The organism is Brevibacillus sp. MER 51, from assembly GCF_023714195.1.
Taxonomy (GTDB): domain Bacteria; phylum Bacillota; class Bacilli; order Brevibacillales; family Brevibacillaceae; genus Brevibacillus.
Window position 1 is genome coordinate 20807 of the sequence record NZ_JAMAUS010000026.1, and the last position, 18582, is coordinate 39388.

At 47.5% G+C, this 18582-nt stretch carries 24 protein-coding genes; 2 read left to right on the forward strand and 22 right to left on the reverse strand.

Annotated elements, in window-relative coordinates; all coding sequences use genetic code 11:
- Positions 1–75: 75 nt before the first annotated feature.
- From sigB to M3630_RS29150, 13 genes are all read right to left on the reverse strand, one after another.
- The gene (gene sigB, locus M3630_RS29090; RefSeq protein WP_088910503.1) at positions 76–864 is read right to left on the reverse strand and encodes an RNA polymerase sigma factor SigB; all 789 of its coding nucleotides are present in this window, start codon (positions 862–864) and stop codon (positions 76–78) included.
- The gene (gene rsbW / locus M3630_RS29095) at positions 833–1327 is read right to left on the reverse strand and encodes an anti-sigma B factor RsbW (protein WP_232774748.1); all 495 of its coding nucleotides are present in this window, start codon (positions 1325–1327) and stop codon (positions 833–835) included. The genes sigB and rsbW overlap by 32 nt, the downstream gene beginning before the upstream one ends.
- Positions 1327–1653: an anti-sigma factor antagonist gene (locus M3630_RS29100; protein ID WP_173611932.1), complete on the reverse strand. Its 327-nt coding sequence runs from the start codon at positions 1651–1653 to the stop codon at positions 1327–1329. The genes rsbW and M3630_RS29100 overlap by 1 nt, the downstream gene beginning before the upstream one ends.
- Positions 1654–1676: 23 nt before the next feature.
- On the reverse strand, positions 1677–2678 hold the full coding sequence (locus tag M3630_RS29105) for a PP2C family protein-serine/threonine phosphatase (protein ID WP_173611931.1): 1002 nt from the start codon (positions 2676–2678) through the stop codon (positions 1677–1679).
- Between the two features lie 20 nt (positions 2679–2698).
- Entirely contained in the window at positions 2699–3112 is a 414-nt protein-coding gene (locus M3630_RS29110; RefSeq protein ID WP_173611930.1) for an anti-sigma regulatory factor, read from the reverse strand.
- Between the two features lie 208 nt (positions 3113–3320).
- Positions 3321–3671 carry a type II toxin-antitoxin system PemK/MazF family toxin gene (locus M3630_RS29115; protein ID WP_005830205.1) on the reverse strand — a complete coding sequence of 117 codons (351 nt, stop codon included), beginning with the start codon at positions 3669–3671 and terminating at the stop codon, positions 3321–3323.
- A 3-nt stretch (positions 3672–3674) separates the two neighbouring features.
- Positions 3675–3974: a CopG family ribbon-helix-helix protein gene (locus tag M3630_RS29120; RefSeq protein ID WP_007721089.1), complete on the reverse strand. Its 300-nt coding sequence runs from the start codon at positions 3972–3974 to the stop codon at positions 3675–3677.
- 246 nt (positions 3975–4220) lie between these two features.
- On the reverse strand, positions 4221–5408 hold the full coding sequence (gene alr, locus M3630_RS29125; protein ID WP_221869304.1) for an alanine racemase: 1188 nt from the start codon (positions 5406–5408) through the stop codon (positions 4221–4223).
- 2 nt (positions 5409–5410) lie between these two features.
- A complete protein-coding gene (locus tag M3630_RS29130) occupies positions 5411–5851 on the reverse strand; it encodes a hypothetical protein (protein ID WP_047074011.1) in 441 nt (146 codons plus the stop codon).
- A gap of 184 nt (positions 5852–6035) precedes the next feature.
- Positions 6036–7409 carry a coiled-coil domain-containing protein gene (locus M3630_RS29135; RefSeq protein WP_251254507.1) on the reverse strand — a complete coding sequence of 458 codons (1374 nt, stop codon included), beginning with the start codon at positions 7407–7409 and terminating at the stop codon, positions 6036–6038.
- 738 nt (positions 7410–8147) lie between these two features.
- Entirely contained in the window at positions 8148–9185 is a 1038-nt protein-coding gene (locus M3630_RS29140; protein ID WP_173611927.1) for an outer membrane lipoprotein-sorting protein, read from the reverse strand.
- Between the two features lie 264 nt (positions 9186–9449).
- Positions 9450–9836: a holo-ACP synthase gene (gene acpS, locus M3630_RS29145; RefSeq protein ID WP_251254508.1), complete on the reverse strand. Its 387-nt coding sequence runs from the start codon at positions 9834–9836 to the stop codon at positions 9450–9452.
- A gap of 153 nt (positions 9837–9989) precedes the next feature.
- Positions 9990–10232 carry a gamma-type small acid-soluble spore protein gene (locus tag M3630_RS29150; RefSeq protein WP_173611925.1) on the reverse strand — a complete coding sequence of 81 codons (243 nt, stop codon included), beginning with the start codon at positions 10230–10232 and terminating at the stop codon, positions 9990–9992.
- A 170-nt stretch (positions 10233–10402) separates the two neighbouring features.
- Here M3630_RS29150 and M3630_RS29155 point away from each other — a divergent pair, with 170 nt between their 5' ends.
- On the forward strand, positions 10403–10654 hold the full coding sequence (locus M3630_RS29155) for a glutaredoxin family protein (protein WP_173611924.1): 252 nt from the start codon (positions 10403–10405) through the stop codon (positions 10652–10654).
- A 21-nt stretch (positions 10655–10675) separates the two neighbouring features.
- Here the strand turns inward: M3630_RS29155 and M3630_RS29160 are convergent, their stop codons facing one another.
- The 8 genes from M3630_RS29160 to M3630_RS29195 form a co-directional block, all read right to left on the reverse strand.
- The gene (locus M3630_RS29160; protein ID WP_047074001.1) at positions 10676–11011 is read right to left on the reverse strand and encodes an ArsR/SmtB family transcription factor; all 336 of its coding nucleotides are present in this window, start codon (positions 11009–11011) and stop codon (positions 10676–10678) included.
- Positions 11012–11107: 96 nt separating this feature from the next.
- A complete protein-coding gene (locus M3630_RS29165; RefSeq protein WP_251254509.1) occupies positions 11108–12727 on the reverse strand; it encodes a GMC family oxidoreductase in 1620 nt (539 codons plus the stop codon).
- Complete coding sequence (locus M3630_RS29170) at positions 12714–13316, reverse strand: gluconate 2-dehydrogenase subunit 3 family protein (protein WP_234126290.1); 603 nt, start codon at positions 13314–13316, stop codon at positions 12714–12716. The genes M3630_RS29165 and M3630_RS29170 overlap by 14 nt, the downstream gene beginning before the upstream one ends.
- A 27-nt stretch (positions 13317–13343) precedes the next feature.
- A complete protein-coding gene (locus tag M3630_RS29175; protein ID WP_007721110.1) occupies positions 13344–13733 on the reverse strand; it encodes a hypothetical protein in 390 nt (129 codons plus the stop codon).
- Positions 13734–13865: 132 nt separating this feature from the next.
- On the reverse strand, positions 13866–15158 hold the full coding sequence (locus M3630_RS29180) for an arsenic transporter (RefSeq protein ID WP_251254510.1): 1293 nt from the start codon (positions 15156–15158) through the stop codon (positions 13866–13868).
- A 106-nt stretch (positions 15159–15264) separates the two neighbouring features.
- Positions 15265–15978 carry an SDR family oxidoreductase gene (locus M3630_RS29185; protein ID WP_251254511.1) on the reverse strand — a complete coding sequence of 238 codons (714 nt, stop codon included), beginning with the start codon at positions 15976–15978 and terminating at the stop codon, positions 15265–15267.
- 34 nt (positions 15979–16012) lie between these two features.
- Positions 16013–16564 carry an NAD(P)H-dependent oxidoreductase gene (locus M3630_RS29190; RefSeq protein ID WP_251254512.1) on the reverse strand — a complete coding sequence of 184 codons (552 nt, stop codon included), beginning with the start codon at positions 16562–16564 and terminating at the stop codon, positions 16013–16015.
- Between the two features lie 28 nt (positions 16565–16592).
- Positions 16593–17216, reverse strand: coding sequence for an ester cyclase (locus M3630_RS29195; RefSeq protein WP_237899867.1), 624 nt, complete (start codon positions 17214–17216; stop codon positions 16593–16595).
- Between the two features lie 170 nt (positions 17217–17386).
- On the opposite strand from M3630_RS29195, the gene M3630_RS29200 reads away from it, so the two are divergent.
- Positions 17387–17725 carry a winged helix-turn-helix transcriptional regulator gene (locus tag M3630_RS29200; protein ID WP_007721121.1) on the forward strand — a complete coding sequence of 113 codons (339 nt, stop codon included), beginning with the start codon at positions 17387–17389 and terminating at the stop codon, positions 17723–17725.
- Positions 17726–17789: 64 nt separating this feature from the next.
- On the opposite strand, the gene pstB is transcribed toward M3630_RS29200, so the two are convergent.
- Complete coding sequence (pstB, locus tag M3630_RS29205; protein ID WP_012684227.1) at positions 17790–18542, reverse strand: phosphate ABC transporter ATP-binding protein PstB; 753 nt, start codon at positions 18540–18542, stop codon at positions 17790–17792.
- Positions 18543–18582: the final 40 nt, after the last annotated feature.

The window sequence follows — 18582 nt, forward strand, 5'->3', positions numbered from 1 at the left end:
TTCGTCGTTTATTGTACCACATTTGCTAACAAGGACTGGAAAAAGGGAAGAAAAAAGAGGAGCCACTTGGCCCCTCTACGTCGCGGTTTCCAGCTGTTCCACTCTCAATGCTTCTCGCAGCTTGCCCAACGCCCTGCGCTGAAGGCGGGATATATGCATCTGCGACATCCCCATGATGTCCCCAGCTTGCTTCTGACTCAAATTTTGATAAAAAGTTAATTGAATGATTTCTTTTTCACGATGATCCAAAATTTGCAGGGCCCGCTCCAGCATTAGATTCTGCTCGACTGCTCCGTACCCTTCTTCCGTCGTTCCCACCAGGTCGAGTAAAGAAATGGTGTTGCCGTCCAGATCCGCTTCCAGCTCGCTATCCATAGAGAGTGAATGATAGCTGCGCCCCATCTCCAATGTCTCCAGAATCGCTTCTTCTGTAACGCCGAGGCTGTTGGCAATATCCGCAATTTGGGGAGATCGCTGCAGCTTGATCGTGAGCTCGTCGACCACCCTTTTGATCTTCGGGCTCAGCTCCTTTACTCTGCGCGGAACATAGACACTCCATGTCTTGTCCCGAATATAGCGCTTAATCTCCCCTACGATAGTCGGAATCGCAAAGCTCTCAAATGTCCGCTCAAAGCTAGGGTCGAACCGACGAAAGGAAGCAAGCAGGCCGATTAATCCGACTTGCACGAGGTCTTCATACATGACTTGTCCGCGAACAAACTTCTTCGCTAACGATTCCACAAGAGGAGTATAGGCCCTCACCAGTTGTTCCTGTATCGCAGGATCTTTTGTTTCACCATACAGGTGGATGAGCTCCTTCAACTCCTCTGGACTATATTTCTGCTTCCGAGATTGTCCAGTCATTGCCAGCCACCCCATCCTGCCGAACATACTTGGTCATGGAGACTACTACTCCTGACTCAGAGCGAATCTCCACCTCATCCATAAGCGTGTGAATGAGATAGAGCCCGAGCCCGCCCTCATCCAAATCCTCAAGGTTTTTCCCTGCATAAATCGGCGTCAGTTGCTCAGCAATGAGCTCATTTGAAAACCCAACGCCCTGATCGCTTATCTCGATCACCAATCGATCTTCATAAACGTGGCATTGGATATGAATGGAGCAAGGATTCTCTGTTTCCTTGTATGCATGTCTTACTACATTCGTGCATGCTTCTCCGACGGCAAGCTTGATATCCTCAATCTCGTCAAAAGAAAAGCCCATACGGTTGGCTATACCGGATACAGTCAGACGTGCTACTCCCAAATACTCCGCCTTGCTTGGCAAAGTCAATTGAATCACGTCTGCCTGAGGTCGATTTGGACCCATTACTCGCTCTCTCCTTTGCGGATGGCAATATGATCGTATAAGCCAGTGATGCGAAATAGCCTTTCCACACGCGGAGACAATTTGTGCACCTCAAATGTACGATTTCGTTGGATGCACTCTTTCATAATCCCGATGAAAATTCCGATTCCGGTACTGTCCATGTATTCTACTGCTTCCAAATCAACCGTAATGTGATTGATATCCGGCTTGGTGACGAGTGACATGAGTGTTTCCTTTACTTTCGGTGCTGTAAAAGCATCAATATCTCCACCAAGGACCACTCGGTGCTCAGTTCCAAGGCTCGTTGTCTTAATTAGCAGGTCCATCTGCGTCTCCCCCCGTACGTTGCTTAGGTTCTTCGAAGTACAATCATGGTGTAATCATCCAGCAGGTTAAACTGGGAGAGCAGAAGCAGTCTATTGTACAGGCCGTTTGCCATCTTTTGGGCAGATTCGCCCACCTCTTTTTGCAAATGGTGTACAAGCTCTTCCCTTTGCAAATAATATCGGTTATTTTTGCATTCTGTTACACCATCCGTCAGAAGAATCAGAACATCATTTATTTCTAAATAAATCTCCTGAACCTGGTATTCACTGTTTGGGCATAAACCGAGTGCATTCCCTCGCCCTTCGAGATCGTAAAATTTTCCTTCCGCCGACTTGTACAAAAATCCTGGCTCGTGTCCTGCCATCGCATAACGGAAACAGTGTTCCACTGAGTCGTAACTGCCAAAAAGCATCGTCACAAACATGCTCGGATCAATATTTCTTCCCACGATCCGGTTTAAATGGTGCAGCATTTCATCGGGACCCAGCTCCATTTGTCCAAGGCTGTCTATCGCATATTTCACCATCGACATACACATCGCAGCAGGCATTCCTTTTCCGGTAATGTCTGCAATAGCGACGCCAAAACGCCCGTCACTTTGCTCAATGAAGTCGTAATAGTCGCCCGAGATTTGTTTCGCGGCAATACTCACTACGCCAATCTCCAGCTCTGGGTAGACCGGAACCTCACTTGGCAAAAGGGATTGCTGCATCGCTTTGGCCACGGCTATTTCTGATTCCATCTGTTGATGCCGATTCCGCCAGCTATTTACGGATCGGTGCTCGTTCCCATATTCAATCATGACCTCTGTCAAAATGGAGAAGGAGGAGCGCACAAACTCTGGCACTTCCCCAAGCTGCTCAAGCGCTTGCGCATGCAAATCAGTTATTTCTTCTGGTGAAATATCTTGAGAAAGCATCCATTTGCCCAACTGCTGGGCTCCATAAAGCTGGTCCTCCCCTTGAGCACTCAGGTAATCCCGAAGAATTTTGACATACTCTTCCTGGAAGCTCCGGGTTACCATCTATCTCATTCCTCCTTTGCTTAATCGCTCCACTTCACAACAACGACACGCGTCCCTTCTCCCAGGGTACTGTGGATCTCAAATTCATCCATCATGCGCCTGACACCCGGCAATCCGGCCCCGAGGGCACCCGAAGTCGAATAGCCATCATCTAATGCCTGGCGGATATCAGGAATCCCTGGACCACTGTCATGTGCTATTATTTGCAGGCCGATTACTCCTTCGCGCTCAATCGGCGAAATGGTGATCGTCCCCGTACCCGCATACAAATAAATGTTGCGAGCTAATTCAGAGATTGACGTGGCGATGCGGGACTGCGTGATCGTGCCAAAGCCAAACGACTTCGACATATTTCGCCCCACTTGTCGCGCCGTCACGATGTCTGATTCTTGTTCTATATTGATTGTCTCAGGAGAATAGTCTGCCACAACCAAAAAAACCCCTTCCGCCTCGCTTGGTAGGTAGAAATGAGTTTTTTCTCTACCTCGAAAAATAAATCATATTGTGTCACATTTTGTCTGATATTCTCTTTTCGAACAGTTCGATGTGCACCTGCGAAATCCCTGCAAATTTGACAGCAAAAAACCACTTGCTTCACTCAAGTGGCTTTTCCTATCAAATGGTCTGATCTTTTTTCACACGTTAAAAATCAATGAGTCCTAAACTGATTTGCAAGGATTCATTAACCCGATCCATCATCTCGTCATCGAGATGCGTAATTTTATCAGTGAGACGTTGTTTGTCAATGGTTCGTATTTGTTCCAACAGAATAACGGAGTCACGATCAAATCCATAAGTTTTTGCGTCAATTTCCACATGCGTAGGCAGCTTCGCCTTTTGAATCTGCGCCGTAATGGCAGCGACGATGACCGTCGGACTAAATCGATTTCCAATGTCGTTTTGAATGACTAAAACAGGCCGTACGCCTCCTTGCTCAGAGCCAACGACCGGGGACAGGTCCGCGAAAAACACATCGCCACGTTTGACAATCACCAGTCACACCCCGCTAACTAAGCGGACAAGAGTATGGTCAGCCTCTTCTTCAGCGCCAAAAGCCTCCGATGCCATATTCAGATTGATCTTCGCCATCTCCATGTACCCTTTTTGCATGGTCTCACGGATTGTGCGTTTTTTTCGCTCTTTCAAATACAAATGCATCGCTTGGCGAATAAACTCGCTGCGATTGGATTTTTCCTTTTGAATAACGCCATCCACTTCCTGAAGCAAGTGTTGTGGCAAGCTGATCATGATGCGTTTCGTGTTTGACTTCGACAAGACAAATCCACCTCCAACCATGACCGTAACTTCCATCCGCTATGCTGGTTCTAGAAAGAACAGCCAATATGAACAATACCATTATGTCGAATCCATTGCAAAAATATACCTACTGTGCGCTTTTTCGGTGAAAAAACGTGAGTGTAAACAATCCAAAGGTGCAGGTGAAGACTTCGTTTACCCAAAAAAGCCAGCTTTTTCGCTTAACTAGTATTCGTGTTCCACGGGAAAATTCCTGCTGAATTTCCTTGCTAGTTATTTACATTTTCACGAAGACGAGTGCTTCATCGTTAATGGGTGAAAGACGTCCGTTACTTTCTGGTCGCGTAAATAGAGGCGCGGAATTCGATAATTCAGCATACAAGGCACCTCGTAATTGATTGTTCCCAGCAAATCGGCAATTTCATCCAAGGAGATTTCCTCGTCCCCCTGCTTGCCATACAAGACGACCTCATCATTGACCGCTGCTTCTGTCGAATTCAGGCTGACCATCATTTGGTCCATGCAAACTCTGCCTGCAATCGGGTAGCGCGATCCATTGTACAACACCTCACCGCGGTTGGACAAAAGGCGAGAATAGCCATCTGCGTATCCGATCGGCAGCGTTGCGATCCACTCGTCAGGCTTTGCTGCATACGTAGCACCATAGCTGACCGTGAATAGCTCATCTGCCTTCTTGACGTGGGCAATTCTGGTCTTGAGTGCCAGGGCGGGGGCAAGAATGACATCCGCACGTTCTTTCATGTACAAAGAAGGATACAATCCGTATAAACCTATGCCTAAACGAATCGTATCATACCCCCAATCGGGAAATGCGATAGCCGCAGCCGTATTGCAGCAATGAACGGTCGGCAATGTTTTATTTGCTTCACGCAGTACTTGCAAGAAGGATTGAAACAAGTCGTGTTGTCGTCGCACATGGGTTGTATCTGGTTCATCCGCGCAGGCAAAATGCGTAAAAATGCCTGTCCACTCAAGCTTTGAGCATTCTTCAAGGGCATCTACAACTGCAAGCAAATCTTCTTTTGTCCGGACGCCCAAACGTCCCATGCCTGTATCGGTCTTCACATGAATCCCGACCGGCTTGTCATCATTTTTCTGAAGAATGTCGTTCGCTTCCGTGATCCATTCGACGCTGTAAGCAGTTAACTCCACTTCCAGCTCGCTTGCAGTGACAATGGATTCAACAGGTGTGTATCCCAACACTAAAATCGGCGCTGTGATCCCTGCCCTCCGCAAAATAAGCGCTTCATCGAGCAATGCGACTGCAAGTGAATCTGCACCGCTCGCCAACGCTTCTTTTCCAACATGGACAGCACCATGACCATACCCGTCTGCTTTCACAACAGCCATAATACCCGTTTTTTCTGGCAAATGACGTTTGAATGTCTCGAGGTTCGCCCGGATGGCATCCAAATCAACCTCTACCCAAGTGTCACGACAAAACGATTTCATTCCTATCTCCTCTTGTTCCCTTTTTTATAGTAAAACAAGCGTTCATTTAAATGACTGAGAAATTGCCTGGAAACCATCAGTGATTCCTTTTTGCCGCCTACACGATAAAAATGACGGCCTTCATAAATTTGCTCGACTTCAGACAGCGGGTAGCTCTTTTCCTGTCCTGACATAGAGATAATCAGGTGGGTCTTGGTCAGCTTGTACACCGGACGCAATACCGATTTGTACAGAAACGGAGACAATCCAACAACAGCAATGGCAATGGCAAAAACAAGCACTTTGAATCTCGTGTCATTGGTCGGGAAAAATTGAGAGAGAATCATCATTCCCAGCACAAACATGACAGTCTCGTTAATGCGCATTTTCCAGCTTTTTCGCAGGAGCATGTCTTTGTAGGTCGATGCTTCCTGGTACAAAACTTCGTTAGACGGTTTCTTCATGTAAAGCATGCCACCTCATTCAATAAGTTACTCTGAATGTATCGTGTTTTCCCGCTGTGTGTCAATTCGCGGATTGTCCTTTCACCTCATTCACACGTTGGTTTTTGTGTACAAATCGGCCCTCATCGACCAATCCCGGGAAAATAGAAAAGCAGATGGGATTCGCTCCCACCTGCTGACTTTTCTACATGGTTTTCTCCTGGTCTTTTTCCTCTTTTTCATGTCTTGGGAAAACGACTTTTTCAAAGCTGCCATCCACCATTTTTTGCACCATCGCTGTCAATTCCTCGCTGCGCTTATCTGCTTGCTCCTGTGTGAGCTTGCCTGCCTCTACTGCTTCTTTTAGCTTGGCTTCGTGCTGACCTACCAAGAGCTCGATGACGTCATCCACTTCTACGCCCTGCTCCTTGGCAATGGTCGCCAACGATTTTCCTGCTTTTTGCTCTTCCTTCAGCTTGTCTGCATCCAGCTTGAGGAGGGACAGCAGTTCTTCATTTTTCTCAATGCCCATTCCTTTACCCGGTCCGCGTCCGTGATGCGTGTTTTGCACCATTTCTTTTACCCGTTCACTCGCATTCTCATTCATTTTGTCGGCCTGTTCCTGCGTCAGCTTCCCGGCGGTTACCGCCTCTTTCAGCTTGGTTTCCTGTTGTTTCACCAACAGAGCCACCAGATCATCCACGGATACGCCTTGAGCCTCTGCGATGGCAGCCAGCGATTTGTCTGCTTTCAGCTCTTCTTGGAGTTTATCGGCGTCCAGCTTCAAGAGGGACAACAGTTCTTCGTTTTTCTCGAAGCCCATTCCTTTATCCGGTCCGCGTCCGTGATGCGTGTTTTGCACCATTTCTTTAAATCGTTCGCTCGCATTTTCATTCATCTTGTCGGCTTGCTCCTGGGTGAGCTTGCCTGCTGCTACCGCTTCTTTCAGCTTGGTTTCCTGTTGTTTTACCAACAGCGCTACCAGATCATCCACGGAGACGCCTTGCGCCTCTGCGATGGCAGCCAGCGATTTGTCCGTTTTCAGCTCTTCTTGGAGTTTATCGGCATCCAGCTTCAAGAGGGTCAGCAGTTCTTCGTTTTTCTCGAAGCCACCGATGAAGCCTCCTCTTCCGAAGCCCTTATCCGATTTCGCGTTTTCTACTTGCTCTTTTACGCGATCGCTCAGATTTTCAGATAGCTTATCTGCCTGCTCCTGAGTCAGCTTGCCTGCTGCTACTGCTTCCTTCAGTTTGGCCTCTTGCTGGTCAACCAGAAGTGCCACGACATCAGCGGAGTCAACTCCTTGGGCTTGTGCAATTGCTGCGAGTGTTTTCCCTGCTTGAAGCTCTTCTTTCAGCTTGTCAGCATCCAGCTTCAACAGAGAGAGAAGCTCTGTATTTTCTTTGAGGCCCACACCACCGTGGTGGCCCATCTTGCCCGTTTTGAATTTTACTTCTGCAGGTTTATTCAATGAAGTTGGTTTTGCTGAATCGGCTGCCATTGCTCCGCCTATGCTACCCAAACTCAGAACCACTGCCATCGTTCCCATCAGCATTCCCATTTTCGTTTTGCTAAACATGTACACTCAACCCTTTCGTCTTTGCTCGTGTAGTGTGCTTGTTCTTTGGTACAAGACCAAGTGTACATGGGTATTTTTAGATTCCCGTTTGAGAAAAAAGGAAAACTTGAGGGAAAATCGTAGAAAACTATGAAGGGCATTTTGGTTTGAGTCAACATAGTGGAGGAAAAAGAAAAAGCACAGTTCTCTTCGACTCTGACACGCCAACTGGGGGGATTCACTGGCCGGCTCCACTCCAAAAAGGGGACCGTCGATCCAAAGCCACCCTACGGGCGGAAGTTTCTCAGGGAAGAAGTGTTCGACAAGCGTGGTCCCTTTTTTGGAGTTCCGACTGGGTAGGCGTTGTCAAGGTCTGCGAGCCCTGTGCTTTTTCTTTTCGCCAGCTTTTTCATTCATTGCTTCTTTAAAAACTTAGGAAGATCATCCTTTGAGTATCAACAGGGGGGAGTTTCTAAAATAGTAGAACAAAGCCGCTTGGGAAGAAGTGCATTTCCAGTCCAAGCGCCTCTGGAGCCCGACCCAGTTTCGAAATAAATGACGGGGGTTTTCAGCTTCAACCTCTGCGAATCCTTCATCGAGATGACTACTTTTGAAGCGCTCCCGTCATTTATTTCGGAACGGACAGTCCAACCTACAGCGGGGCGTAGACTGGAAATGCACTTCTTCCCCTCCACTGCAGCCACTTTCCCTAAGAATAGCAAAAAGAGGACGCTATTCACCGTCCCCTCTCCCACGCTTTTATTTTGCGCTGAGACCATATGTCGACTGTGCGACATTCACCATTTCTTCCTCAGGGAGATCCCCAGCGATTGTATATTCGATGCCGTCGAGCTCCCACGTCAGAAGTCGCTGATTTTCACCTGTCTGCGCAAGCACACCAACCGTAAAGCCGAGGTTTACAGGCATACCTTGCTCATACGACACAGATGCTGCCGTCGGACGCCCTTCGATTACCTTGTAGTTGTAGGTTCCTTTGTAGGTCAGGATAACCTTTCTCTCTCCATCACGGGTGACGGGCTCGATATCTCCTTGCGTAACCCCTTCTGGCATATACGTAGGGACGATGACACCGAATTGGCTGTTCGGTTGTTTCACGACCTGTCCATTTGTTGGTGCCATTGTTGGGATTGTTGTCAACGAGCTTGTTGTCATATTGCGCTCTTTGTCAAAGGCGTCTTTGTCAAACATAGGGTTGAACGAAAAATCAGTGAAATCAATTCGTACGAGCGGATTCATGCTAGCATCCATAATTTCGGCGTGTGTCGGTTTGAAATCTTCTGTCAGCCAAATTTTTTGCTTGGTCAAAGAACGATTGCCACTGTAGTTCGCTTTCACTTCGAATACATACTGTTTTTCTTCCATCTTCATTTGGCGCTCCGTGTCATCGATAATGCTCTTGGCCAGCGTTTCGTATAAATATAACGGTCCGTTGTTCTCAGGCCAGCCACTTTGGAAGCGGAAGCTCTTGTTCAGATGCGGGGTCAATACAAAGACTCCTTCATTGTTTCGCAAGATGATTTGTGTAATGCCACGCTGTTTTGAGGTAAGAGCTACCCGATAATTGGTTGGCTTTTCATACCAGACCTGAACATCGTACTCCATGGGGGTAGAGCCTGTCTGCATGGTCAAAACTGCCTGAGACTTGTACCCAGTCATTTTTCCCAGTGCACCGTTCAGGTCGCTCACCACATCTTCTGGTGTTTTCTGACCGAAACAACCGCCGAGGAACAGGGTGAAAACCAACAATAACACCAGTGGTAAAGCTACCCGTTTCATTCAATGAACTCCTCCTTGTCAATATTTTCGACAAAGAAGGGCATCCCTGTCTATTTCCTGGGAAATCTGTCAGTCTCTCGCCCATGCAGCGCACATCGTGTCAATAGTTGCGAATAGTTACGAAGTTGGCGATATATCGCTTGGATCGGCTACAGACTTAGCCTTCCTGTGTAAGAGCAGGTAGTCCCTCCTGATCTACGCGATATAAATGTATGTCCATCCTCGTCCCAATATGCAGACAAGTTAATCGGTTTTTTCAAACATCTATCGTTCTTCTACAATAACCTGGGCAATCGCATGTGTCTGGCTATGAGAAATGCTCACATGAATATGAACGCGAGCGGGGTCGAGATCAAGCTTGCTGTACACCTCGTTATTGATGGTCATGACCGGCTTCCCCAAATGATTTGGGAGGATTTCCATATCCAAAAAACTGAGCACAGCACCAATGCCTGTGCCCAGAGCCTTTGCTCCCGCTTCCTTGGCAGCAAATCTGCCTGCAACCATTTCCGCCTGTCTCGTCTCTGCTTTTCCCTGTAGGAGCTGTTGTTCATCTGTGGTCAAAAAGCGTTTGATTGCACTCTCTTGTCTTTTTATCAAAGCAGCGATGCGCTCTATTTCCACAATGTCTACACCTGTTCCAATGATCATGAGCACTTGCCTCCTAGTGGGCTGATTTACGAATCACAGTATCATCCACTTCCACGCTTTTGCAAGTGCGAGGATAGAAACCACATTCCATGCATAGACTTTACGTAAAAAAATAAAACCCCCGCAAATTGCGAGGGCTCTGTCCGCTGGCTCCTACTCAGTAACTTGGCCAGAAGATTGTTGTGCAGCCGATTGTTGGTTTTGACGGCGAACTTCTGCAACATTTGTCTCACTTGCGAATTCAGTCGCAGTACCTTGGGAAGCAGCGCGCTGTGCAGATTGTTGGTTCTGACGACGAACCTCTGCTGCGTTTGTTTCACTTGCGAATTCAGTCGCAGTGTTTGCTGCTTGGCTAGCTTGGTTCGCTTGGCCCATACCTCTGTTTTGTTTAGGCATCGTTACATTCACCTCCTCGACGTCACTGAATATAATTTGTACAGCCCCCTATGTGCGTATCCATCCTCATTTTTCCAAATCATGCTGTTGTTTACTTGCTTTGTCTCGACCGATCATTCATATTGGAAGGAGCAAGGCTTTTACTCTGCTTTTGAAAGGGGCAATTCTGTATGGCTCACAAGGTTATTATCTATACCCAAGTCACTTGCGGTCCTTGTCAGGAAGAAAAAATGTGGCTGACTTCCAACAACATTGCTTTCGAAGACAGAGACATCCGTCAAAACGAGGCTTTTTTCCAGGAAGCCATTCAGTTAGGCGCTAGCATGACACCTGTAACCCACATTGAAAAGGAAAACGGCGAGCAAATTGTCATCCATGGATTTGACAAGGAAGAACTAAAAAAAGCGTTGGATCTCAATTGATCCAACGCTTTTTACGACTGATCAGCCAAATGAAGGTTCACTTGCAACTGATTTTTGTTTGACTACTGGCGACATGTCCGGCAAGTTAGACAAAATTTGCTTCACTTCAGGACTGCATTCCGTATTAACGGAGTAATAAACCCATGGTCCTTTCCTACGCTCTTTGACCAAACCATGCGTTTTCAACTTAGCCAAGTGCTGGGAAACAGAAGGCTGGGAAGTTTGCAAAATTTCCACGAGATCACGGACACATAAGGACTGTACTTGCAGGAGAGCCATGATCGTCAAGCGCGTCTTGTCACCAAGTAGCTTATAAGTCTCTGACAAAAACAGTACCTGCATCAAATCCATTTCCATAAGGATACCCACCTTTGCCTTACATATCTGTTTATCAGTATACTATATGGCTTATATGATGGGGAAGATAGAACGCAAAAGTTATGTGAACCCTGCTTATACATCCTGCTTTTTCATCGCCTCAATGATCTTGTCTGCAGTGCGCGCAGCCAGCGCCATGACTGTATTTGTCGGGTTGCTTCCACTCGAGGTAACAAAAGTAGAAGCGCCTGCTATGAAAAGATTGGGTATGTCATGTGACTGCCCGTATTCATTCACAACAGAAGTTTCCTTGTCATTCCCCATCCGGCATCCCCCCATGAGATGAGCGGTATCAGATACCACATGCTCTGGCTGCCCCCCCATCGCTTCTATAATCCGGTTCATTTGCCCAATGGCATGCTTGTATAGCTGCTTGTCGTTCTCCTGATAACTGAACGTCACCGTAGGAATCGGTATTCCGTATTCATCTTTTTCACCTGAAAGCGTCACTCTGTTATCAGGATGAGGCAGCACTTCCCCTACCAAGGTGATCCGCGCATACATATTGTAATCCAGCATGGTCTCACGAAGCTGTTTTCCCCATAAATACGAGCCATCTTCCCTCTCGGCAGCAATGGCAGTCGCCATCGCGACCGGACGTGACCCGTGTGCACTCAATGTATATCCGCGGGCAAATCCTCGTTCCCGGTCTGTCTCGTAAAAATGCTGGGTCAAGGCAAGGACAGGTGTTCCCTTATACAATCGCACCTCCTCCGGAAGCCGTCCGTATACATCATGGCTGGAGTGGGGCATAATTGCTTTTCCTACCCATCCGCTCGAATTCGCAAGCCCTTGCGGAAACTGTGCATTCGCTGAACTGAGCAACAATCGGGGAGTCTCCACTACAAACCCGGCCAAAATGACGACACGAGCCATCTGCTTGTGCGTCAAGCCATTATGGTTAAACAACACACCGCTGACCCGGTCGCCTGCCATCAAAATTTCCGTCACCATGCAGTCGGACAGTACCTCTGCCCCCTCCGCTATCGCTTTGGGGATATGATGAATCAACCCGCTGTACTTGGCATTCGGCATGCACCCTTGATTGCAAAAGCCACGATTGATACAGGGAGGACGTCCATCAAAAGGACCCGATAAAATCGCCAGAGGCGCAACCACACTCTCGATCCCCAGCTTCTCGCACCCTTCCCGGAACAGTTGGGCATTGGCACTGATTGGCTCCCGAACGGGGTAAGGATACGGCCCTTGAAAGGAACCCCACGGAAAATGATTGGGACCTGAGACCGCAATCTCCCGTTCGATCTTGTCGTAATACGGGGCAAGATCCTGATACGTAATCGGCCAGTCATCCCCTACGCCGTCTACGGTCTTTGTCTTAAAATCACTCTCGTGGAAACGCAGGAACACCCCCGTAAAATGCACGGTGCCTCCCCCAATTCCCCGTCCTGAGTTGTTATGTCCCAAACGCAGTGGGTCTTTGCCTGCTACCAGCCTCGTTTCCTGCCAGGCCAATCTCCGCATCGACAGCTCATCACTGGCAAAATCGTGTTGCGGGTCCCAAAACGGCCCTGCTTCCAGTACGACAACGCGCAACCCGGCCTTTGCCAGCTCATAAGCCAGCACGCCACCTGCCGCTCCAGCACCTACGATGCATATATCTGCGTCATTGGCGTATTTTCTTTGATCCACAGGAGTGGGGCGATGAGTAATCGTATGATGGTCATGACTCGTCATTTGTTTTCGCCTCCCATGGGTCCGTCAATCCTTTTTCCACCCGTACATAGCCACGCGGATAAGCGGGTCCGCCATAGCCGATATCCGACCAAACTAACGGATGTGAATAGTAAGCACTGACTGTGTCATGCAGCAACCGCTTGAAAAAATCTGCTGGAGCAAAGTCTTTCCACGCCTCCTGGTTTTGGATGCCCCCATTCGCAACGCGCTGAAGAACGGCTTCTTGCTGGTCTAGCTTCAACGCAACAAAATCAGTTCCATAAGCGGCATGACTCTCCGCATCAATCCCTTTCAAGCCCGAGCGATAGAACTCTTTTTTGGGGGGAATTCCGACCTTTCGCTGTGATTCGCCGATATTACTAGCCGTCGTATTATCCAGATGCTCCACCACAAAGGTCAGCACTTCCAAACGGTGATCATTGACCAATACGCCTACGACTGTCTGCAAGAGCAAGGATTCAGGCTTCGTAAAAAATTGATTGGCAATCGCGGGCATTCGTCTGGCGCCTACCACTTTCCTGGTGTGAGCATCCCACTCTGTATGCTGGTCCCAAACATCATAGGATGGGTAACGTTTAGGCTTTTCCATGTCCTCTCACCCCTTTGAAAACGATTTTTACCAAAACAGCGCAAGAAGCCCCAATGCAGACATGGCCGTGATCAGTAAAGGAAGAATCACAGGAGGACCGACGAGAAAATTTTGACCTTGTGAATAACCTCCCACACGCTGCCCAACCCCGACCGTATGCAAATAGGCCCCGTACAAACCACCAACCATGCCGACTACCATCATCAAGGCAAACACCCAACGCAGCCATCCCGCATTCACAAACGATAAAACAATAGCAGTAACCGCAAATACAGGGAGCTCAAGCACGGGAATCCACATTGCCCAATGGCGGAAGTTTTGTCTTGAGTGAAAAAGTGTGACCTGAACCGCAATCAGGGCGAACGCCAACCCAGCAAAAAGTATCAGTACGCGTTCGATCGGCCAGCCATGCCACATGGAAACATCCTCCTTTTTACGTACATTGCGCCTATTTTTTCCGTCCTTGTCAGGTCCTATTCTGCCTATTTCACTACAAGCAGCATGATGAATAGAAAAAAGCCTGCTACTAGCCAGCAGGCTTTTCATTCCCTATGAAAAATAAACCAATGTCAAATACAAACCGAGCAAAGTGAACATCAATGTCGGGACGGTCAAAATAACCCCCGTCCGAAAATACTGCCCCCACGTAATCGTCACGTCTTTGCGTCTCAAGACGTGCAACCAGAGCAAGGTCGCAAGCGATCCGATCGGCGTCATTTTCGGCCCCAAATCGCTTCCGATCACATTCGCGTAGATCATTGCTTCCCGCAACACTCCATCTGCTTGTGTCCCTGCAATTGCCAACGCGTTGAAGATGACTGTCGGTAGGTTGTTCATGACAGAGGAAATAGCAGCAGCCAGAAAGCCTGTTCCCAATGTCGTTGCCAATAAACCATGCGCCATGAACCAATCCAAGGCGTCTTTGACCAAGTCAGTCAATTTCGCGTTGTGCAGCCCCCACACCACGACATACATGCCAATCGAAAAAACAACGACTACCCACGGTGCTTCTTTCATAATCCGCCGCATGGCGATCGCTTCACATTTTCTTGCAGCCAGACAAAAAATGATGGCTGCCCCTGCAATGATGATAGAAACGGGCGTATGGATGGACTCGCTAATAAAAAAACCAATCAACAAGACCGCAAGAATCGGCCACGCCAGGCGAAACATTCTGTGGTCGCGAATCGCTTCCTCCGGATTTTTCAGATGGGAAAGGTCAATCTGCACCGGGATGCTTTTGCGAAAATATAGGTACAAAACCAGCAGGCTTCCACCAATCGAAAACAAAGTCGGAATGATCATTTTGGCCGCATACGCAGCAAAGCCAATATCAAAATAGTCAGCAGAAACAATATTCACCAGATTGCTAATCACAAAGGGCAAAGAGCTCGTATCTGCAATGAACCCGCTCGCCATGACAAATGCCAAAACTGTTTTCCCATCCAGCTTTAGTGCCCTCACCTGTGCCAACACAATCGGCGTCAGGATTAGGGCTGCCCCATCATTCGTAAACAAAGCGGATACGAGTGAACCAAGCAGGATCACATAAACGAACATCAACCGCCCATTCCCTTTGGCAAAACGGGCCATATGAAGCGCAGCCCATTCAAAAAAACCGACTTCGTCCAATACGAGCGAGATGATGATAATCCCAATTAGCGCGAGCGTCGCATTCCAAACAATGGAGGTTACCTCTGCAACATCACCGATCGTGACTACCCCAATCGCCAAGGCCAACAGTGCTCCACCGACAGCCGGATAACCAATCGACAACCCCCGCGGTTGCCAGATAACCAATGTCAACGTAATCAGAAAAAGGAAGAATGAAATCCAAACCACCGCATGTATCTCCTTTCCTAAAGCAAAAAAGAACGGACCTCAAAAAGTCCGCTCTCCTACCATACTACAAATTGAAATGATCTGAAACGTCAAGTAATGGAATCCTTTAAAGTAAAATGTGGCCACCTTCTACATGAAGTACAGTTCCGGTAACAAAACTATTTTGGAGCAGGTATAGTACGCTTTGTGCGACGTCTTTCGCTTGTCCAACTCTCTTCACAGGGAGTTTGTCTGCCAATGTTGCATAGAAATTTTCGCGGACGTCTTCAGGCATTTTACTCCGTGATGGCGTATCAATAATGCCAGGTGAAACGATATTCACTCGGATTGGTGCCAGTTCCAAGGCAAGGGTTTGCCCCAGATTTGAAACCGCCGCATTGACTGCACCAAGGGCAGAAGAACCAATCATCGCTTTGTAGGCGACAACCCCGGAGAATAAGGTGATGGAACCGTTTGTGGAAATCTTCGGCGCTCCGTACTTCGCCGCGTAGTATTGACCCCAAAATTTGTTGTCGAACAGCTTCCGCGCTTGGGCTGTATCCGTTTGAAGGAATGAACCACCTGATGTTTCCGCTGCGCTGACGACCAGATGATCAAACGTGCCTATTTTTTCAAAAAAGGCCTGAACCTGCTCCTCATCGGTGGTATCTAGGGTATACGCCGAGGCTTTGGAGCCAAGACTCTCTTTTGCCTTCTGCAATTTATCTTCGGAGCGGCTGGCAATGATCACTTCTGCTCCTAGCGCTACTGCCTGTTTGGCTGTCTCCAAACCAATTCCTGAGCTTCCGCCGATGATGACTAACTTTTGATTGTGCAACATGATAGGATCTTTCCCCTTTACTGTGAGATTTTCATTAGAAGCTCAATACCTGTTTGAGATGCGCCTCGAGTTCGGATACAAATCGGTCGATCTGCGGATTTTTGATGACATCATAGCAAGCAAAGCTCTTTACAGGTTGCATGCCTAAAAATTCCTGTACGCGGTGCAAATGACTGATTGCATCCTCCAGGCTTTCCCCTTTAAAAAATTGGGTCGGATCGTTAAATGCTTTTTCTGGGGCATTCCAAGTCGTCGAGAACATATATTTTTTGTCGGTTAATAAACCGCCTCTACCGTATTGATTAGCCCCCTTGAAAAACAAACCGTACGCATATACTTCATCCATATATGTTTTCATTAACCCAGGGACACTGAACCAGTAGATGGGGGTTTGATAAATGACCAGATCTGCCCAGAGAAATTTCTGGTGCTCTTCTTCGACTTTGTATCCGTTTTGAATAATGGTAGTTCGTACATCGTTCTCTTTTTCGAGCAGACTCACCATATGATCCATCAAGGTTTGGTTCAGTTTCCCCTCCGATGAGCCATATTTTTGGTGACCATTGATGATAAGGATTTTTTTCATTTTTAACATCTCCTTTACGTTAGTTCGTTCAATTTTCCGCTACGACACCAATTTGTTGCATAAAGGTTAAATTGTCTTCCAGGTGCCAGTCTTCAACAAGCTTCCCATCCTTGATGCGCAAAACATCGATTGCCATAAATTGAATGGGCTTCCCGGTCAGAGGTTTTCCCATAAACTCGCCTTTGCTCGTACCCGTAAAAGAAAGACGAGCTGTCACCTTGTCCCCCACTACCAGTAAATCCTCAATTTTGCATTGCAAGTCGGGAACTGCTTTACGGAAGTTGCGAGAAGCAAATAACAAGCCATCCGGACCTTGAGGCCTTCCTTTCGGCAACGTGTTATCAATGAAACTTGGAGAAACGGTTTGTGAAATAAGTTCCTCATTCCCCGTGTTCCAGAATCCGTAGAAACGTTGAGCGGCCTGTACCATTTCAGTAGCTTTCGTTGAATCCAACGAGGAATCAATCGTCATAGAAACGGGTTGTGGAAGATCCTTCAATAGTTGTACGTCTGTCTTGGCGGACAACACAGCCGTTTGATTATCATAAGCAGACGTTTTCGAATCAGTAGCGCATGCTGTTGTGAACAGCATCGTCCCGAAGATGACAGCAATACCAGCTATCGAACTCATTCTTTTTGTGCGTGGAATCATATTGTTCCAATCAACTCCTTATTTAGAGTGGAAGTATCGGTTCACATTGCTATTGTAACGACAGTAACTTCATTTATGGAAGTAGTGATATTTAATTCATATAGTTTCCGAAAAGATACTATTGCGCTATAATAGCCAAAAACCCTACTATTTTTTTGGAGGATATTCCGATGAACGTTCTTGAACCAATCGAACTGAACAAAGGAACCCCAGGCCAACCTTGCCCCATTGCCAAAACGCTTGACGTAATCGGGACCAAATGGACCTTTTTAATCATTCGGGATCTGCTTATCGAAGGAACGCTGCGTTTCAGCGACCTGCTGAAATCCATGGATGGGATTAGTCCAAAAACACTGTCGCTTAGACTTAAGGAATTGGAAGAGCACGGCATATTGGAAAGGAAGGTGTTTCCGGAAGTCCCTCCGCGTGTGGAATATACGTTAACGGAGAAAGGGAAACGATTGGAAGGTATTTTCATTGAGTTAAAGAGGTTTGGGTTGCATTTATAAACGTTTGGAAATCAAAAAGAGCGGACCTCGAAAAGTCCGCTCTTTTACCATCATGCCTATTGAATTATCCGAAACGTCCGGTAATGTAATCCTCTGTTCTTTTGTCACGAGGATTTTGGAAGATCGTCGGGGTGCTGTCAAACTCGACTAGCTCTCCATTCAAGAAAAACGCAGTCTTATCGGAAATACGTGCTGCCTGCTGCATGTTGTGTGTCACGATTACAATCGTATAACGGTTCTTCAGCTCTTCCAACAGCTCTTCGATTTTGGCTGTCGAAATCGGGTCTAATGCAGAGGTTGGCTCATCCATCAAAATGATCTGTGGCTGAACAGCGAGTGCCCGTGCGATACAGAGGCGTTGCTGCTGTCCACCGGAAAGCCCTGTTGCTGGCTTTTTCAGTACATCCTTCACTTCATCCCAAAGGGCCGCCGCCTTGAGGCTTGTCTCTACCAACTCGTCCAGCTTGTTACGATCATTCATGCCGTGTAGTCTCGGCCCGTACGTGATGTTGTCATAGATGCTCTTCGGAAACGGATTCGGATGCTGAAACACCATGCCGATATTTTTGCGAAGTCGCTCAACTTCTACACGCGAGCTATAAATATCCTCGTCGAAGACTTTTACCGTTCCCGTAATTTTGGTGTTCGGTACAGAGTCGTTCATTCGGTTCAGCGTCCGTAAAAATGTAGATTTACCACAGCCAGACGGACCAATTAAGGCTGTAATGGAATCAGACTCTACATCCAGATTTATATGATAGAGGGCTTGCTTATTACCGTAGAAGAGATTCAACTCTCTCACCGAAATAACGCTCATACGGTCTTCGCTCCTTCGTGGTTGTTACGTCTTTTTACTT

Excerpts from the sequence above, each read along its gene's own strand:
- sigB (WP_088910503.1), bottom strand. The coding sequence starts at position 864 with ATGACTGGACAATCTCGGAAGCAGAAATATAGTCCAGAGGAGTTGAAG.
- rsbW (WP_232774748.1), bottom strand. The coding sequence starts at position 1,327 with ATGGGTCCAAATCGACCTCAGGCAGACGTGATTCAATTGACTTTGCCA.
- M3630_RS29100 (WP_173611932.1), bottom strand. The coding sequence starts at position 1,653 with ATGGACCTGCTAATTAAGACAACGAGCCTTGGAACTGAGCACCGAGTG.
- M3630_RS29105 (WP_173611931.1), bottom strand. The coding sequence starts at position 2,678 with ATGGTAACCCGGAGCTTCCAGGAAGAGTATGTCAAAATTCTTCGGGAT.
- M3630_RS29120 (WP_007721089.1), bottom strand. The coding sequence starts at position 3,974 with ATGGTTGGAGGTGGATTTGTCTTGTCGAAGTCAAACACGAAACGCATC.
- alr (WP_221869304.1), bottom strand. The coding sequence starts at position 5,408 with ATGAAATCGTTTTGTCGTGACACTTGGGTAGAGGTTGATTTGGATGCC.
- M3630_RS29130 (WP_047074011.1), bottom strand. The coding sequence starts at position 5,851 with ATGAAGAAACCGTCTAACGAAGTTTTGTACCAGGAAGCATCGACCTAC.
- M3630_RS29135 (WP_251254507.1), bottom strand. The coding sequence starts at position 7,409 with ATGTTTAGCAAAACGAAAATGGGAATGCTGATGGGAACGATGGCAGTG.
- M3630_RS29140 (WP_173611927.1), bottom strand. The coding sequence starts at position 9,185 with ATGAAACGGGTAGCTTTACCACTGGTGTTATTGTTGGTTTTCACCCTG.
- acpS (WP_251254508.1), bottom strand. The coding sequence starts at position 9,836 with ATGATCATTGGAACAGGTGTAGACATTGTGGAAATAGAGCGCATCGCT.
- M3630_RS29150 (WP_173611925.1), bottom strand. The coding sequence starts at position 10,232 with ATGCCTAAACAAAACAGAGGTATGGGCCAAGCGAACCAAGCTAGCCAA.
- M3630_RS29155 (WP_173611924.1), top strand. The coding sequence starts at position 10,403 with ATGGCTCACAAGGTTATTATCTATACCCAAGTCACTTGCGGTCCTTGT.
- M3630_RS29160 (WP_047074001.1), bottom strand. The coding sequence starts at position 11,011 with ATGGAAATGGATTTGATGCAGGTACTGTTTTTGTCAGAGACTTATAAG.
- M3630_RS29165 (WP_251254509.1), bottom strand. The coding sequence starts at position 12,727 with ATGACGAGTCATGACCATCATACGATTACTCATCGCCCCACTCCTGTG.
- M3630_RS29170 (WP_234126290.1), bottom strand. The coding sequence starts at position 13,316 with ATGGAAAAGCCTAAACGTTACCCATCCTATGATGTTTGGGACCAGCAT.
- M3630_RS29175 (WP_007721110.1), bottom strand. The coding sequence starts at position 13,733 with ATGTGGCATGGCTGGCCGATCGAACGCGTACTGATACTTTTTGCTGGG.
- M3630_RS29185 (WP_251254511.1), bottom strand. The coding sequence starts at position 15,978 with ATGTTGCACAATCAAAAGTTAGTCATCATCGGCGGAAGCTCAGGAATT.
- M3630_RS29190 (WP_251254512.1), bottom strand. The coding sequence starts at position 16,564 with ATGAAAAAAATCCTTATCATCAATGGTCACCAAAAATATGGCTCATCG.
- M3630_RS29195 (WP_237899867.1), bottom strand. The coding sequence starts at position 17,216 with ATGATTCCACGCACAAAAAGAATGAGTTCGATAGCTGGTATTGCTGTC.
- M3630_RS29200 (WP_007721121.1), top strand. The coding sequence starts at position 17,387 with ATGAACGTTCTTGAACCAATCGAACTGAACAAAGGAACCCCAGGCCAA.
- pstB (WP_012684227.1), bottom strand. The coding sequence starts at position 18,542 with ATGAGCGTTATTTCGGTGAGAGAGTTGAATCTCTTCTACGGTAATAAG.